The sequence below is a fragment of the Enterobacter sp. A103 genome, from assembly GCF_034427535.1.
Taxonomy (GTDB): domain Bacteria; phylum Pseudomonadota; class Gammaproteobacteria; order Enterobacterales; family Enterobacteriaceae; genus Enterobacter; species Enterobacter asburiae_B.
Genome location: NZ_JAXQPQ010000003.1, coordinates 369481 through 384095, shown reverse-complemented (window position 1 = coordinate 384095; position 14615 = coordinate 369481). Strand labels below are relative to the sequence as shown.

The 14615-nt window shown below is 58.6% G+C and carries 16 protein-coding genes; 13 read left to right on the top strand and 3 right to left on the bottom strand.

Annotation, left to right across the window (positions count from 1 at the left end):
• Positions 1-55: 55 nt before the first annotated feature.
• Positions 56-1054 carry a class 1 fructose-bisphosphatase gene (fbp, locus tag SPH27_RS12205; protein ID WP_023310178.1) on the bottom strand — a complete coding sequence of 333 codons (999 nt, stop codon included), beginning with the start codon at positions 1052-1054 and terminating at the stop codon, positions 56-58.
• 197 nt (positions 1055-1251) lie between these two features.
• Here fbp and mpl point away from each other — a divergent pair, with 197 nt between their 5' ends.
• Complete coding sequence (mpl, locus tag SPH27_RS12200) at positions 1252-2631, top strand: UDP-N-acetylmuramate:L-alanyl-gamma-D-glutamyl-meso-diaminopimelate ligase (protein WP_029739256.1); 1380 nt, start codon at positions 1252-1254, stop codon at positions 2629-2631.
• Positions 2632-2707: 76 nt separating this feature from the next.
• Here the strand turns inward: mpl and yjgA are convergent, their stop codons facing one another.
• The gene (gene yjgA, locus SPH27_RS12195; RefSeq protein WP_029739257.1) at positions 2708-3259 is read right to left on the bottom strand and encodes a ribosome biogenesis factor YjgA; all 552 of its coding nucleotides are present in this window, start codon (positions 3257-3259) and stop codon (positions 2708-2710) included.
• 95 nt (positions 3260-3354) lie between these two features.
• Between yjgA and pmbA the strand changes: the two genes are divergently transcribed.
• The 12 genes from pmbA to SPH27_RS12135 all read left to right on the top strand — a co-directional run bounded on the left by pmbA (position 3355) and on the right by SPH27_RS12135 (position 14115).
• Positions 3355-4707: a metalloprotease PmbA gene (gene pmbA / locus SPH27_RS12190; RefSeq protein WP_023310180.1), complete on the top strand. Its 1353-nt coding sequence runs from the start codon at positions 3355-3357 to the stop codon at positions 4705-4707.
• A 41-nt stretch (positions 4708-4748) separates the two neighbouring features.
• On the top strand, positions 4749-5135 hold the full coding sequence (gene cybC, locus SPH27_RS12185; RefSeq protein ID WP_008501412.1) for a cytochrome b562: 387 nt from the start codon (positions 4749-4751) through the stop codon (positions 5133-5135).
• A gap of 316 nt (positions 5136-5451) precedes the next feature.
• Entirely contained in the window at positions 5452-5790 is a 339-nt protein-coding gene (locus SPH27_RS12180; protein WP_025911967.1) for a glycine dehydrogenase, read from the top strand.
• A gap of 10 nt (positions 5791-5800) precedes the next feature.
• Positions 5801-6163, top strand: a complete 363-nt coding sequence (locus SPH27_RS12175) for an SFCGS family glycine-rich protein (RefSeq protein WP_023293430.1) — start codon at positions 5801-5803, stop codon at positions 6161-6163.
• Positions 6164-6165: 2 nt separating this feature from the next.
• Positions 6166-6465 (top strand): DUF4312 family protein, encoded by a 300-nt coding sequence (locus SPH27_RS12170; protein WP_006810338.1) that lies wholly within the window; start codon positions 6166-6168, stop codon positions 6463-6465.
• A 22-nt stretch (positions 6466-6487) separates the two neighbouring features.
• The gene (locus SPH27_RS12165; protein ID WP_023310182.1) at positions 6488-7264 is read left to right on the top strand and encodes a DUF4311 domain-containing protein; all 777 of its coding nucleotides are present in this window, start codon (positions 6488-6490) and stop codon (positions 7262-7264) included.
• 13 nt (positions 7265-7277) lie between these two features.
• Positions 7278-7919 carry a DUF4310 family protein gene (locus SPH27_RS12160; RefSeq protein ID WP_023310183.1) on the top strand — a complete coding sequence of 214 codons (642 nt, stop codon included), beginning with the start codon at positions 7278-7280 and terminating at the stop codon, positions 7917-7919.
• Between the two features lie 42 nt (positions 7920-7961).
• The gene (locus tag SPH27_RS12155) at positions 7962-9095 is read left to right on the top strand and encodes an amidohydrolase/deacetylase family metallohydrolase (RefSeq protein WP_039261066.1); all 1134 of its coding nucleotides are present in this window, start codon (positions 7962-7964) and stop codon (positions 9093-9095) included.
• A complete protein-coding gene (locus tag SPH27_RS12150; RefSeq protein WP_182071975.1) occupies positions 9079-10197 on the top strand; it encodes a DgaE family pyridoxal phosphate-dependent ammonia lyase in 1119 nt (372 codons plus the stop codon). Before SPH27_RS12155 ends, SPH27_RS12150 begins: the two co-directional genes overlap by 17 nt.
• On the top strand, positions 10194-10934 hold the full coding sequence (dagF, locus tag SPH27_RS12145; RefSeq protein ID WP_033144496.1) for a 2-dehydro-3-deoxy-phosphogluconate aldolase: 741 nt from the start codon (positions 10194-10196) through the stop codon (positions 10932-10934). The genes SPH27_RS12150 and dagF overlap by 4 nt, the downstream gene beginning before the upstream one ends.
• A 114-nt stretch (positions 10935-11048) precedes the next feature.
• Positions 11049-12185: a lactonase family protein gene (locus tag SPH27_RS12140; RefSeq protein WP_033144497.1), complete on the top strand. Its 1137-nt coding sequence runs from the start codon at positions 11049-11051 to the stop codon at positions 12183-12185.
• Between the two features lie 19 nt (positions 12186-12204).
• Positions 12205-14115, top strand: coding sequence for a BglG family transcription antiterminator (locus SPH27_RS12135; RefSeq protein WP_182071977.1), 1911 nt, complete (start codon positions 12205-12207; stop codon positions 14113-14115).
• Positions 14116-14147: 32 nt separating this feature from the next.
• Here SPH27_RS12135 and nrdG read toward each other — a convergent pair whose 3' ends face one another.
• The gene (gene nrdG / locus SPH27_RS12130; RefSeq protein ID WP_039261072.1) at positions 14148-14612 is read right to left on the bottom strand and encodes an anaerobic ribonucleoside-triphosphate reductase-activating protein; all 465 of its coding nucleotides are present in this window, start codon (positions 14610-14612) and stop codon (positions 14148-14150) included.
• Between the last annotated feature and the right edge of the window lie 3 nt (positions 14613-14615).

The window sequence follows — 14615 nt, the reverse complement described above, 5'->3', positions numbered from 1 at the left end:
CGGTAAAATATATAAATGACCAGGGGAGCCAGAACGGCTCCCCTGTAGAGAGGCATTACGCGTCCGGATACTCACGGATAAAACGTTCAACGTCTTCAACCATGTGGTTGTTGCCGACGAAGAATGAACGGCGCTGGTGAAGGCTTTCCGGCACGATATCCAGAATACGTTCTTTACCGTCGCTCGCCTTGCCGCCCGCCTGTTCGGCGAGGAACGCCATCGGGTTGCACTCGTACAGCAGGCGCAGCTTCCCGTCCGGGTGGCTGGCGGTGCTTGGGTAGAGGTAGATACCGCCTTTCAGCAGGTTACGGTGGAAATCCGCGACCAGAGAGCCAATGTAGCGGGACGTGTACGGGCGCTGGGTCGCTTTATCTTCTTCCTGGCAGAATTTAATGTACTTCTTCACGCCGTTCGGGAATCGGATGTAGTTGCCTTCGTTGATGGAGTAGGTGTTACCCTTCTCCGGGAAGCGCATGCGTTCCTGGCTCAGGCAGAAAACGCCCAGTGAAGGATCGTACGTAAAGGCGTGAACCCCGCAGCCGGTGGTGTACACCAGCATGGTGGAGGAGCCATAAACGACGTAACCGGCAGCAACCTGGTTAATGCCCGGCTGCAGGAAATCTTCTTCGGTCACCGGCGTGCCAACAGGCGTGACGCGGCGGTAGATGGAGAAAATGGTACCGACAGAAACGTTAACGTCGATGTTTGAGGAACCGTCGAGCGGATCCATCAGAACAACGTATTTAGCGTGTTCACACCCTTCGAAAACAACAATTTCATCTTCTTCTTCAGAGGCGATACCCGCAACGATGTCGCGCGCGCGCAGTGCAGCTTTCAATTTTTCATTTGCGAACAGATCGAGCTTCTGTTGAACCTCGCCCTGAACGTTCTCGGCACCGCTGGCACCCAGGATGTCGACCAGACCGGCCTTGTTGATATCGCGGTGGATGATCTTAGCGCCCAGCTTTATTGCCGACAGCAAAGCAGTGAGTTCACCGGTAGCATGAGAGAACTCGTGCTGCTTTTCGACAATAAATTCACCTAACGTTTTCATAACACTTTCCCTGCATCTTTGTGAGTAGAGCGATTGTATGTTCACTAAAACGACTAAAGCCCAACAATCTTAACAAACATTCAAATATTAGCGCAGAGGTGAATCGCGCCAGCAACATACGGATTTACCTGAAATGCGTTTCACAGCCGCTAACATGTGAGTAAAATGTGCGCCACATTGAAGAAGGATAGTGACGTATGCGCATTCATATATTGGGGATTTGTGGCACTTTCATGGGCGGACTGGCAATGCTGGCGCGCTCGCTGGGCCATGAAGTGACAGGTTCGGACGCCAATGTGTATCCGCCAATGAGCACACTTCTGGAGAAACAGGGCATCTCGTTAATTCAGGGCTACGATGCCAGCCAGCTGGATCCCGAGCCGGACCTGGTGATCATCGGCAACGCCATGACCCGCGGCAATCCGTGCGTCGAGGCGGTTCTGGAACGCAATATTCCGTTCATGTCCGGCCCGCAGTGGCTGCATGACTTCGTCCTGCGCGACCGCTGGGTGGTTGCCGTTGCCGGTACCCATGGCAAAACCACGACTGCGGGCATGGCGACCTGGATCCTCGAAGCCTGCGGCTACAAGCCGGGCTTCGTGATTGGCGGCGTACCGGGTAATTTCGACGTTTCTGCGCGTCTGGGTGACAGCCCGTTCTTCGTGATCGAAGCCGACGAATACGACTGCGCGTTCTTCGACAAACGCTCCAAGTTCGTGCATTACTGCCCGCGCACGCTGATCCTCAACAACCTTGAGTTCGACCACGCGGATATTTTTGACGACCTGAAAGCGATCCAGAAACAGTTCCACCACCTGGTGCGCATTGTTCCGGGCCAGGGGCGCATCATCCTGCCGGAAAACGACATCAACCTGAAGCAGACGATGGCGATGGGCTGCTGGAGCGAGCAGGAGCTGGTGGGCGAGCAGGGCCACTGGCAGGCGAAGAAGCTCAACGCCGATGCCTCCGAGTGGGAAGTGCTGCTCGACGGTGAAAAAGTGGGTGAGGTGAAGTGGGGCCTGGTGGGCGAGCACAACATGCACAACGGCCTGATGGCTATTGCTGCGGCGCGTCACGTTGGCGTTCTGCCTGCGGATGCGGCCAATGCGCTGGGCTCGTTCATTAACGCCCGTCGCCGTCTGGAACTGCGCGGTGAAGCCCACGGCGTGACCGTATATGACGATTTTGCACACCACCCGACGGCCATTTTGGCAACGCTTGCCGCCCTGCGCGGCAAGGTCGGCGGCACAGCCCGCATCCTCGCGGTGCTGGAACCGCGCTCGAACACCATGAAGATGGGCATCTGCAAAGATGATCTCGCGCCGTCGTTAGGACGTGCCGATGAGGTCTTCCTGCTGCAGCCGCAGCATATTCCGTGGCAGGTGGCCGAAGTGGCCGATGCCTGCATTCAGCCCGCGCACTGGAGCGCGGATGTGGATGCGCTCGCGGATATGGTGGTGAAAGCCGCTCAGCCTGGCGATCACATTCTGGTGATGAGCAACGGCGGTTTTGGTGGGATCCATCAGAAGCTGCTGGACGGTCTGGCGAAGAAAGCGGAAGCGGCAGCCGCAGAGTAAAAAAAAGCCCGGTGGCGCTTGCGCTTACCGGGCCTACATTCTTTCCTCCCTCGCCCTCCGGGGAGGGGGGAACTGATTACTCTTCGTTCTCAGACAGCTCGCGCAGATACTGGAAAATCAGGCGCGCAGACTTCGGCGGCTTATTCCCTTCTTTCTCTTTCTGCGCGTTGCGGATCAAGGAACGCAGCTGCTGGCGGTCGGCATCCGGCCACAGGTTCAGCACTTCCGGTACGGCATCATCACCCTGTTCAATCAGGCGATCGCGGATCTGCTCAAGCTTATGGAAAAACGCAACCTGCTGGTTGTGGCGGTTTTTCAGCTTGTCCAGCGCCTGGCGGATCGGATCGACGTCGCGCTGACGCAGCATTTTCCCGATAAGCTGAAGCTGGCGACGACGGCCTTCTTTCTTGATTTTCTGTGCCAGTTCAATGGCATCACGCAGATCCTGGTCGAGCGGGATCTTGTCCAGCGCGTTTTTACCCAGTTCTACCATTTCTGCGCCAAGCTGTTTTAACTCTTCGGCGTCACGTTTAATTTCACTTTTACTGACCCAGATGATCTCATCATCTTCGTCTTCGATGTCATCACCGGGAACGTCGTCGAGCCAGTCTTCGGGCTGCTTAGTCATGTCAGGCTCCTTAAAAAAAGAGGCTAATGTTACCAGTTAAGACGCGCACTGAAAAACGGTTCTCTGTTAGACTTCAGATAACTCTCTCTTACAGTATGGCATTTGCGATGAAAGTAACCTCACAAGTTGAAGCGCAGCGTAAGATTCTTGAAGAAGCCGTCTCCACCGCGCTGATGCTTGCTTCAGAAAAATCAGATGGCGCCGAAGTGGCGGTCAGCAAAACCACCGGCATCAGCGTGAGCACCCGCTATGGTGAAGTGGAGAACGTAGAATTCAACAGCGATGGCGCGCTTGGGATCACGGTGTATCACCAGAATCGCAAAGGCAGCGCGTCATCTACCGATCTCAGCCCGGATGCCATTGCCCGTACGGTGCAGGCGGCGCTGGATATCGCCCGTTATACCTCTCCGGATCCTTACGCAGGCGTGGCGGATAAAGACCTGCTGGCGTTTGACGCGCCGGATCTCGATCTTTTCCACCCGGCGGAAGTAACCCCGGACGAAGCGATCGAACTCGCCGCGCGCGCCGAGCAGGCTTCCCTGCAGGCCGATAAGCGCATCACCAATACCGAAGGCGGCAGCTTCAACAGCCATTACGGCATCAAAGTCTTCGGCAACAGCCACGGCATGCTGCAGGGCTACTGCTCTACCCGTCATTCGCTCTCCAGCTGCGTGATCGCTGAAGAGAACGGTGACATGGAGCGTGACTACGCCTATACCATTGGCCGCGCGCTGGGGGATTTGCAGTCTCCTGAGTGGGTGGGTAAAGAGTGTGCCGAACGCACGCTGTCACGCCTGTCGCCGCGCAAACTCTCCACCATGAAGGCCCCGGTTATTTTTGCCAACGAAGTGGCGACCGGTCTGTTTGGCCATCTGGTGGGCGCTATCGCAGGCGGCTCGGTTTACCGTAAATCGACCTTCCTGCTCGACTCGCTGGGCAAGCAGATTCTGCCGGAATGGCTCACCATTGAAGAACATCCGCACCTGCTGAAAGGGCTGGCCTCCACGCCGTTCGACAGCGAAGGCGTGCGCACCGAACGTCGCGATATCATCAAAGACGGTATTCTGACCCAGTGGCTGCTGACCAACTACTCCGCGCGCAAGCTGGGGCTGAAAAGCACCGGACACGCTGGCGGCATCCACAACTGGCGCATTGCCGGACAGGGCCTGAACTTTGAGCAGATGCTGAAAGAGATGGGCACCGGTCTGGTGGTCACCGAGCTGATGGGCCAGGGCGTAAGCGGCATTACCGGAGACTACTCGCGCGGCGCGGCGGGCTTCTGGGTGGAAAACGGCGAAATCCAGTATCCGGTGAGCGAAATTACCATCGCTGGCAACCTGAAGGACATGTGGCGCAATATCGTTACGGTCGGTAACGATATTGAAACACGTAGCAATATACAGTGTGGTTCTGTACTTCTGCCGGAAATGAAAATCGCCGGTCAGTAATACCCGTAAAGGCGTTTTAATAATAAAAAAGGAAGTGAGCAATGCGTAAACATCTGTTAGCGATCGTCGCGGCTTCAACGCTGGTTCTTGGCTCTTCTGCGTTTGCTGCCGATCTTGAAGACGACATGGGCATCCTCGGTCAAAACCTGAAGGTGGTGCAGAAAACCGACAATGCGGCTGAAATGAAAGACGCGCTGACCAAAATGCGTGAAGCGGCGCTGGACGCACAAAAAGCGACGCCTCCGAAGCTGGAAAGCAAAGCGGCAGACAGCGCAGAAATGAAAGACTATCGCCACGGCTTTGACGTGCTGGTCGGCCAGATCGACGGCGCGCTGAAGCTGGCTAACGAAGGCAAAGTGAAGGAAGCCCAGGCGGCGGCCGAGCAGTTTGTGACGACCCGTAACACCTATCACAAGAAATACCGTTAACCGATCGCGCATCTGACAAACAACCAGCGGGGGCCAGCGGCCCCCGTTTTTTTTTATGCGGTAATAAGTAAACCCTATCGCCATCACATTTTTGCGTCACCGCGCCTGAACGTTTCGTTTCCCCGGCGCGCGTTTTGCCGCTGGAATACGTGATATTCATCACGCAAATACCGGGATTAATTCAGATTCACCGCATTTATGTGGCACAGATCACTGCTGCGGCTCGCCTTTCCACTTCGAAGTGGAAAACAACTCGCTACAAACAATTCCCCCCCAACGTTAGTTTTATTCCAGAGCCATTAACGGGGTAAGACCAGTGATTAACGGAGCGGTAATGAACGACGTTGGGGAACAGGCAGAGCAAACAGAACAGCTCGCGAACACCATGCTGCAGCAGGTTTATGCCCTGCTGGCCCGAAACAACATCATCCCCAATGCGGTACAGGAGCAGATGCTCACCTCCCACGTGCGCGCAATGGCGCACCGGTCCGTGACCGGCGAGCCGCTGCCGGAGGTTGAAGCAGAGCTGTTTGACGAAATTTCACCGGATTCAATGCGGCTCGCCCGTGAAGTGGTCGCGCAGTTTGGCAATCTTCCTGATGAAGAAGCCTGGCTGCTCTCCGTTCACTTTGAAGTCGCGAAAGACAACCTTTAAGGAGCAACACATGGAACAGATTACAGTCGTGATTGGCGATCGCCTGGGTAAAGGTCAGAAAGTGGCTGCCGGTGTGGAAAAAGCAGGTGGACGCGCGGTGGTTGTACCGGGCATGGCGGCGGACATGAAGCTCGGCGACGTGATGAAAGCGGAAAACGCCACCTTCGGCATCTCCTTCTGCGGCAGCGGCGGCGCGGGTGCCATCACTGCCCAAACCAAATATGGCTACAAGGCCAAATACGGCATGCGTTCGGTGGAAGAGGGCGTGACCGCCATCAACGAAGGCTGCAACGTGCTGGGCTTCGGCTTTATGGATAAAGAAGAGCTGGGCGAGCGTCTGGTGCAGGCGTGGCAGAAGAAATACGGCGCATAAGCATGAAAGAACAGTTCACAACCACGGTGAGAGTGAAGGGCAAAGGCGACGCCAAAGCGCGCGCCTTTGCCGACGCGCTCAACCACGTTCAGGCCGCGGTGATGAAAGCCTCACCGCATATCTTACTGCGTATTGAGCCACAGGATGTGCAGGTCGTTCAGGCGCAAGAAGCGGTGCGAAAAGAAGCGTTTCTGTTCTTCTTTCTGCGCCGGGAAAGACGCACCTACAGCGTGGAGCTGGATGTGACCGTCAACGTGACCGCTATCAATCTTGACCAGGTGGATTTCGTCACGCAACGCTGATTATTCATAAAAGGGCAGACTGATGTTCTTAATTATATTAATAAAATCGCTCATCATTGGCGGCCTGGTTGGCGTCGGTGTCGGAGCCGGGGCTGCACGCATGTTTCATGCGCCTACCACTCAGGGTATGGGCGCGTTTCGTACGTTGGGGGAACTGAACTCCTGCGAAGGGGATCCGGCGTCCCACTTCTCCTTTGGGTTAGGTTTCTTCTTTAACGCCTGGGCCTCTTCCGTGGCCGCAGGGGCTTTCACACAGGACGTTGACCACCGCATCATCCCGAACTGGGGTGCTGCTGCGCTGATGATCAAAAACCGTAACGTCGGCGAAACGCTGCACGACCCGCGCAAAATGGCGATTGCCTGCGGCGTGATTGGCATGCTCGTCGTCACCTTCCTGAACCTGACCGCCTCCTCCGTGCCGGCAGCGCTTCAGGTCACCGCCGTGAAGGTTCTGGTACCGGCGGCAAACCTGCTGGTGAACACCGTGATGCCGGTGATCTTCTGGCTGGCAGCTATCGACGCGGGTAAAAAATCGGGCTTCTGGGCCACCATCTTTGGCGGCGCGGCGCAGCTGATTATGGGGAACGCCGTACCGGGCCTGGTGCTGGGGATCCTGATCGGTAAAGGCGTGGAAGAGAGCGGCTGGAACCACGTCACCAAAGTGATGATGGCGGCGATCGTCCTGCTCTTCGTGCTGAGCGGCTTCTTCCGCGGCTTCGACATGAAGATGATCGAATCCTTCCATCTGACCGTGCCGAACTGGCTCGACATGATCCACAACTCGCTCAGCGGTAAATAACAGGAGCCTCTAAATGGAACAGAATAAAGGTTTTTGGTATGCCGACTGGTCGTTCCCGATCTTCGTTGGCCTGCTCTCCTCCGGCGTTTTCGCCGGGACGCACATGTACTACCTCTACGGCATCGGCGCGTTTAACGAAGTGGCCTTCGTGGCGATGCTGAAAGCGGGGATCGATACCGGGGTTTACGGCGCGGTGGCGGCGTTCGGCGCGAGCTTCCTGTTCGCCCGCATTATCGAAGGGTCGCTGGTGGGTATTCTCGACATCGGCGGCGCCATCCAGACCGGCGTGGGTCTCGGCGTTCCGGCGCTGCTGCTGGGCGCGGGCATCATGTTCCCGGTGACCAACTTCATTGCCGCGCTGATTACCGGCCTGGTGATTGGTCTGGCGATTGGCTACGTCATCATCCTGGCGCGTAAGTTCACCATCAACCAGAGCAACTCCACCTACGGTGCAGACGTGATGATGGGCGCGGGTAACGCCTCCGGCCGTTTCCTCGGGCCGTTGATTATCCTCAGCGCCATGACCGCCTCCATTCCTATCGGCGTCGGCTCCCTGCTGGGTGCGCTGGTGTTCTACATCTGGCAGAAGCCGATCACCGGTGGCGCGATCCTCGGCGCAATGCTGTTGGGCTGGCTGTTCCCGGTCGCCCTTTAATACCCGCGGGCGCTCAGGCGCCCGCCTTATCAGGAGATTCTCATGTTTGATTTACTCCTGCGCCGTGCGCGCCTTGCCGACGATACCCTGACCGATATCGCCATTCAGGACGGGAAGATCGCGGCGCTGGGCAAGATTGACGCCCCCGCGTATAAAACGGTTGAGCTGAACGGCGACGTGTTCGTCAGCGCAGGCTGGATTGACTCCCACGTTCACTGCTACCCGAACTCCCCGATTTACCACGACGAGCCGGACAGCGTGGGCATTGCCACCGGCGTCACCTCCGTGGTGGACGCGGGCAGTACCGGTGCCGACGACGTGGACGATTTCTACGAAATCACCCGTAAAGCCTCCACCGAGGTGTTTGCCCTGCTGAACATCTCCCGGGTGGGGCTGATTGCCCAGAACGAACTGGCCAACATGGCGAATATTGACGCCGACGCGGTGAAGCAGGCGGTGAAGCGCCACCCTGATTTTATCGTCGGCCTGAAGGCGCGCATGAGCAGCAGCGTGGTCGGTGAAAACGGCATTACGCCGCTGGAGCGCGCTAAAGCCATTCAGAAAGAGAACGGCGACCTGCCGCTGATGGTGCACATCGGCAACAACCCGCCGAACCTCGACGAAATCGCCGAGCTGCTGAGTTCCGGCGACATCATCACCCACTGCTATAACGGCAAACCCAACCGCATTCTGACGCCCTCCGGCGAGCTGCGCGCCTCCATCACCTCCGCCCTGAAGCGCGGCGTGCGCCTGGACGTTGGCCACGGTACGGCGAGCTTCAGCTTTGAGGTGGCGAAACGCGCCATCGCGATGGGCATTCTGCCGCACACCATCAGCTCGGATATCTACTGCCGCAACCGCATCAACGGGCCGGTCGGCTCGCTGGCAAGCGTGATGTCGAAGTTTCTCGCCATCGGCATGTCCTTGCCGCAGGTGATTGACTGCGTGACCGCCAACGCCGCCGACGGCCTGCGCCTGGCGCGCAAGGGCCGCATCCAGCCGGGTCTCGACGCCGACCTGACGCTGTTCACGATTAAACGCCAGCCGACGGTGCTGACGGATGCCGAAAACGACAGCCTGCAGGCTGAACACATTCTGGTGCCGCTTGCCGCGATCCGCGCGGGCAAGGGCTACATGACCGAACAAGGGAGCACGGAACATGCCTTCGATTTATGAGAAGTACCATTTAAAGCAGGTTATCAACACCTCTGGCCGCATGACGGCGCTGGGCGTCTCCACGCCGCGCCCGGAAGTGGTGCAGGCGGCGATGGACGGCATGAATCACTATTTCGAGATGAAGGATCTGGTCAATAAAACCGGGGAATACATCGCGAAGCTGCTGCATGTGGAAGGCGCGACGGTGGTTTCCTGCGCGTCGGCGGGCATAGCCCAGTCGGTGGCGGCGGTGCTGGTGAAAGACAGCGACTGGCTGCTGGAAAACCTGCACGTGACCCCGATTGAGAACAACGAAATCGTCCTGCCGAAAGGCCACAACGTAAACTTTGGCGCGCCGGTGGGCACCATGGTGGCGCTGGGCGGCGGCAAGCTGGTGGAGGCGGGCTACGCCAACGAATGCTCTGCCGATCAGCTGGCTGCGGCGATCACCCCGCGCACGGCGGCGATCCTCTACATCAAATCGCACCACTGCGTGCAGAAAAGCATGCTCAGCGTCGAGCAGGCGGCGGTGGTGGCGCGCAAGCACGATCTCCCGCTGATCGTCGACGCGGCGGCGGAAGAAGATCTGCACGCGTACTACCGATCCGGCGCCGATCTGGTGATCTACAGCGGCGCGAAGGCGATTGAAGGCCCAACCAGCGGGCTGGTGATCGGTAAAACCCAGTACGTTGAGTGGGTGAAGCGCCAGACGGCGGGCATTGGCCGCGCGATGAAGGTGGGCAAAGAGGGCATTCTTGGCCTGACCTGCGCCATCGAACACTACCTGACGGCGACCAAAGAGAGCGGCGCCGAGATGGTGGCGAAGATGACGCCGTTTATCGACGCGCTCAACACCCTGAACGGCGTGACCGCGCGCGTGGTCTGGGACAGCGCCGGTCGCGATATCGCCCGCACCGAGATCAAGTTCGACGAAGCCACAACGGGCGTCGGCACGGGCGATCTGGTGGCGAAGCTCAAGCAGGGGGAATACGCCATTTACTTCCGTGGCTACAAGGCCAACGAAGGGATTATCGAGGCGGACGTGCGCAGCGTGAATGCTGACCAGCTGAACATCGTGTATCGCCGCATTAGCGAAGTATTAGGACAGGAGAAAAAAGCATGAAACTGACCCCCAACTTTTACCGTGACCGCGTCTGCCTGAACGTGCTGGCAGGATCGAAAGCCAACGCCAGCGCCATTTACGAGGCGGCGGAAGGTCACGTGCTGGTGGGCGTGCTCTCCAAAAATTACCCGGACGTGGCGAGCGCCGTTGCCGATATGCGTGAATATGCCGCGCTGATCGATAACGCACTCTCCGTCGGCCTCGGCGCGGGGGATCCGAACCAGTCGGCGATGGTAAGCGAGATCTCCCGTCAGGTGCAGCCGCAGCACGTCAACCAGGTCTTCACCGGCGTGGCCACCAGCCGCGCGCTGCTGGGGCAGAATGAGTCGGTGGTCAACGGCCTGGTCTCTCCGACCGGCACCGTGGGCATGGTGAAAATCTCCACCGGACCGCTGAGCAGCAACGCACCGGACGGCATCGTACCGGTTGAAACCGCGATTGCCCTGCTGAAGGATTTCGGCGGCAGCTCCATCAAATACTTCCCGATGGGCGGCCTCAAGTGCCGTGATGAGTACAACGCGGTGGCGGAAGCCTGCGCCCGTCACGACTTCTGGCTGGAGCCGACCGGAGGTATCGATCTGGAAAACTATGAGGAGATCCTGCAGATCGCCCTCGACGCGGGCGTGAGCAAAATCATCCCGCATATCTACAGCTCGATTATCGACAAAGCCAGCGGCGACACGCGCCCGGAAGACGTGCGTACGCTGCTTGCGATGACGAAGAAGCTGGTGAAGTAGTATCTGCCCTCACCCTAACCCTCTCCCAAAGGGAGAGGGAACTTTTACCCCCTCTCCCTTTGGGAGAGGGCCGGGGTGAGGGAAAACAAACCGCACAAATATAAAGGAGCCACCATGCACACCCGTACCCTGCTTGTTGCTTCACTCTCAATGCTCGCCACCGCCGCTATCGCCCAGCCGCAGTACGCCTGGGTGGGCACCTACAACCCCAACGGCGAAGGGCTGTACCGCTTTACCGTTGACCCGCAAAGCGGCGCGCTGGCGAATAAAACGCTGGTGAGCAGGCTGCCGAACGCCGCGCAGCTGGCCGTCTCGCACGACGGCAAAACGCTCTATCTGGCAAGTGAAGTGGAGCAGGGCGTGGTGCAGGCGCTGCGGGTGGGGGATAACGGCGCGCTGAGCGAGCTTAATCAGGTGGCCTCCGGCGGCGCGGGGCCGGTTTACCTGTCGCTGACGCCGAACGGTCGACATCTGCTGGTGGCTAACTATGTCAGCGGATCGATCGCCGTTTTGCCAGTCAACGCAGACGGCAGCCTGGGTGAGGCTACGGATAAACGTCAGGATCAGGGCGAACCGGGCGCGGCGAAGCCGGAAGCGGCTGTCGAAGGAAGCTTTGCCATCAGCGATCATAACGGCCCCCACGCGCACATGATCGCCGCCGATCCGAGCGGGAAATACGTGTTTTCCACCGATCTTGGGCTGGATCGCCTCTACCAGTATCGTTTTGACGATCGAACAGGGAAGCTGACGCCGAACGATCCGCCGTTTATCAGCGCCTCCTCAAAAGGCGCCGGGCCGCGCCACTTTGTCTTTACGCCAAAAGGCGATGCCCTGTGGCTGATTAACGAAGAGGCGTCTACGCTCACCCATTATACCGTGAACGCTAACGGCACCCTGAAAGAGGGCAAAACGCTCTCAGCCCTGCCGGAAGGTTACAAAGGCACCAGCTTTGCTGCCGGGCTCGCATTAAGCGCCGACGGTAAACAGCTGTATGTGGCTAACCGTTTGCATAACAGCATCGGGCACTTTACCGTAACAGCGGAGGGCACGCTGACGCATCAGGATGACGTGTGGACGCGCGGCGACTACCCGCGCACCCTGACGCTCGATAAGCAGGGACACTGGCTGTACGTCATGAACCAGCGCAGCGACAACATCACCCGTTTCCGCGTGGCGCAGGACGGGAAATTAAGCTTCGAGCCGGACTATACCCCGGTCGGCAGCCCATCTCAGATGGTCATTTCACCTTAAGCTGTAAGAGGACAAACCCGTGCGATTTCCGAACCAACGTTTAGCGCAACTGTTCGATTTGTTGCAAAACGAGACGCTGCCGCAGGACGAGCTGGCGCAGCGGCTGTCGGTCTCCACGCGAACCGTCCGTGCCGATATCACCGCCCTGAACGCGCTGCTGGCAGGCCACGGCGCGCAGTTTATATTGAGCCGGGGCAACGGCTATCAGCTCAAAATTGATGATGCCCAGCGCTACCAGCAGCTGCAGGCATCCCACCCGCGCGCGCTGCGTATTCCCCGGACCGGGCCGGAGCGCGTGCACTATCTGGTGGTGCGTTTTCTGACCTCGGCATTTTCTCTTAAGCTCGAGGATCTGGCGGACGAGTGGTTCGTCAGCCGCGCCACGCTGCAGAGCGACATGACCGAAGTCCGCGAGTGGTTCCACCGCTATAACCTGACGCTGGAAACGCGTCCTCGCCACGGCATGAAGCTGTTTGGCAGCGAGATGTCGACCCGCGCCTGCCTGACCGATCTGCTCTGGGAGCTTGCGCAGCAGGACAGCCTGAACCCGCTGGTGACCGACGTGGCGCTGAATGCAGGCGTGGCGGAGCAGATGGTGCCCGTGCTGCACGAGGCGCTGACGCGTCATCACATCCGTCTGACCGATGAAGGCGAGCTGTTCCTGCGCCTGTACTGCGCGGTGTCGGTGCGGCGCATCAGCGAGGGCTATCCGCTGCCGGAATTCCACGCCGAAGACGTGGAAGAGAATGTGCGCGAGGCGGCGAAGGATATCGCCGTCACTATCCAGCAGCTGGCGGGCAAAGCGCTTTCACCTTCAGAGGAGAGCTGGCTGTGCGTGCACATTGCGGCGCGGCAGATCCAGGAGATTGCCCCGAGCGCCATTAACGCGGATGACGACGAAGCGCTGGTCAACTACATCCTGCGCTACATCAACACCCACTATAATTACAACCTGCTCAGCGACGCGCAGCTGCACGCGGACCTGCTCACGCACATCAAAACCATGATCACCCGGGTGCGGTATCAAATCATGATCCCCAATCCGCTGCTGGATAACATCAAGCAGCACTACCCGATGGCGTGGGATATGACCCTCGCGGCGGTGTCGAGCTGGGGAAAATACACGCCGTATGTGATCAGCGAAAACGAAATCGGCTTCCTGGTGCTGCATATCGGCGTCGGGCTGGAGCGCCATTACAACATCGGCTACCAGCGCCAGCCGCGGGTGCTGCTGGTATGCGACGCCGGGAATGCTATGGTCCGCATGATCGAGGCGGTGCTCCAGCGCAAGTACCCGCAGATTGAGGTGGCCCGCACGCTCACCCTGCGCGAGTACGAGCTGGCGGATTCCATCGGCGAGGACTTTGTCATTTCCACCGCCCGCGTGAGCGAAAAATCTAAACCGGTGGTGATGATCGCCCCATTCCCGACCGATTACCAGTTAGAACAGATCGGCAAGCTGGTGCTGGTGGACCGCACCCGCCCGTGGATGCTGGATAAATACTTCGACGCGGCCCATTTCCGCATTATCGACAAGCCCGTTGACCAGCAAACGCTGTTCCGTGAACTGTGCGCGCAGCTTGAAGGCGAGGGGTTTGTCGGCGCGGAGTTCCTGGATTCTGTCGTCGAGCGTGAAGCCATCGTCAGCACCATGCTCGGCGACGGCATCGCGCTGCCGCACTCCCTCGGCCTTTTAGCGCAGAAAACGGTGGTCTATACCGTGCTCGCCCCGCACGGCGTTCAGTGGGGAGATGAAACCGCGCACGTCATCTTCCTGCTCGCCATCAGCAAAAGCGAATACGAAGAGGCGATGGCGATTTACGATATCTTCGTCACCTTCCTGCGTGAACGGGCGATGTCGCGGCTCTGTAGCTGCGGAGATTTTGCCGGGTTTAAGGCGGTGGCGATGGAGAGTTTGAGCCGGTTTTGAGGTAAGGGCGGACGGATAACATCCGCCTTTTTTCAACGCAGATGATGCACAACCTGGTTGCTGCTGCCGCGCCAGATCAGCGCCGGGTCTTTTAAATCCTGCACGAACTTGCCGTCGACCAGGACGTTAATCAGATCCACTACTTCTCTTTGCTGCGCATTGAGTTCATCCAGCTTATATCCCGTCCAGACCCAAATATCTTTGCCTGCACATTCGCGGCGAATGCGCTTCACCAGCTTCAGGATCTCCGGCACGTTTTGCGGGTGCAGCGGATCGCCGCCGGAGAGCGAAATCCCCTGGCGTTTGATGCGCGAGTCGTTCAGGTCGTTGACGATCCGGTCTTCCATTTCGGCGGTGAACGGCATGCCGGAATTTAAGCGCCAGGTGCTTTTGTTATAGCAGCCGGGGCATTCGTGGACGCAGCCTGAAACGAACAGGGTGCAGCGGGTGCCGGGGCCGTTGACGATGTCGACGGGGTAGTATTGATGATATCGCATAGA

What these genes read in the sequence shown, in the direction of transcription:
- fbp (WP_023310178.1), bottom strand. Translation starts at nt 1,054, where the DNA reads ATGAAAACGTTAGGTGAATTTATTGTCGAAAAGCAGCACGAGTTCTCT.
- mpl (WP_029739256.1), top strand. Translation starts at nt 1,252, where the DNA reads ATGCGCATTCATATATTGGGGATTTGTGGCACTTTCATGGGCGGACTG.
- yjgA (WP_029739257.1), bottom strand. Translation starts at nt 3,259, where the DNA reads ATGACTAAGCAGCCCGAAGACTGGCTCGACGACGTTCCCGGTGATGAC.
- pmbA (WP_023310180.1), top strand. Translation starts at nt 3,355, where the DNA reads ATGGCATTTGCGATGAAAGTAACCTCACAAGTTGAAGCGCAGCGTAAG.
- cybC (WP_008501412.1), top strand. Translation starts at nt 4,749, where the DNA reads ATGCGTAAACATCTGTTAGCGATCGTCGCGGCTTCAACGCTGGTTCTT.
- SPH27_RS12175 (WP_023293430.1), top strand. Translation starts at nt 5,801, where the DNA reads ATGGAACAGATTACAGTCGTGATTGGCGATCGCCTGGGTAAAGGTCAG.
- SPH27_RS12170 (WP_006810338.1), top strand. Translation starts at nt 6,166, where the DNA reads ATGAAAGAACAGTTCACAACCACGGTGAGAGTGAAGGGCAAAGGCGAC.
- SPH27_RS12165 (WP_023310182.1), top strand. Translation starts at nt 6,488, where the DNA reads ATGTTCTTAATTATATTAATAAAATCGCTCATCATTGGCGGCCTGGTT.
- SPH27_RS12160 (WP_023310183.1), top strand. Translation starts at nt 7,278, where the DNA reads ATGGAACAGAATAAAGGTTTTTGGTATGCCGACTGGTCGTTCCCGATC.
- SPH27_RS12155 (WP_039261066.1), top strand. Translation starts at nt 7,962, where the DNA reads ATGTTTGATTTACTCCTGCGCCGTGCGCGCCTTGCCGACGATACCCTG.
- SPH27_RS12150 (WP_182071975.1), top strand. Translation starts at nt 9,079, where the DNA reads ATGCCTTCGATTTATGAGAAGTACCATTTAAAGCAGGTTATCAACACC.
- dagF (WP_033144496.1), top strand. Translation starts at nt 10,194, where the DNA reads ATGAAACTGACCCCCAACTTTTACCGTGACCGCGTCTGCCTGAACGTG.
- SPH27_RS12140 (WP_033144497.1), top strand. Translation starts at nt 11,049, where the DNA reads ATGCACACCCGTACCCTGCTTGTTGCTTCACTCTCAATGCTCGCCACC.
- nrdG (WP_039261072.1), bottom strand. Translation starts at nt 14,612, where the DNA reads ATGCGATATCATCAATACTACCCCGTCGACATCGTCAACGGCCCCGGC.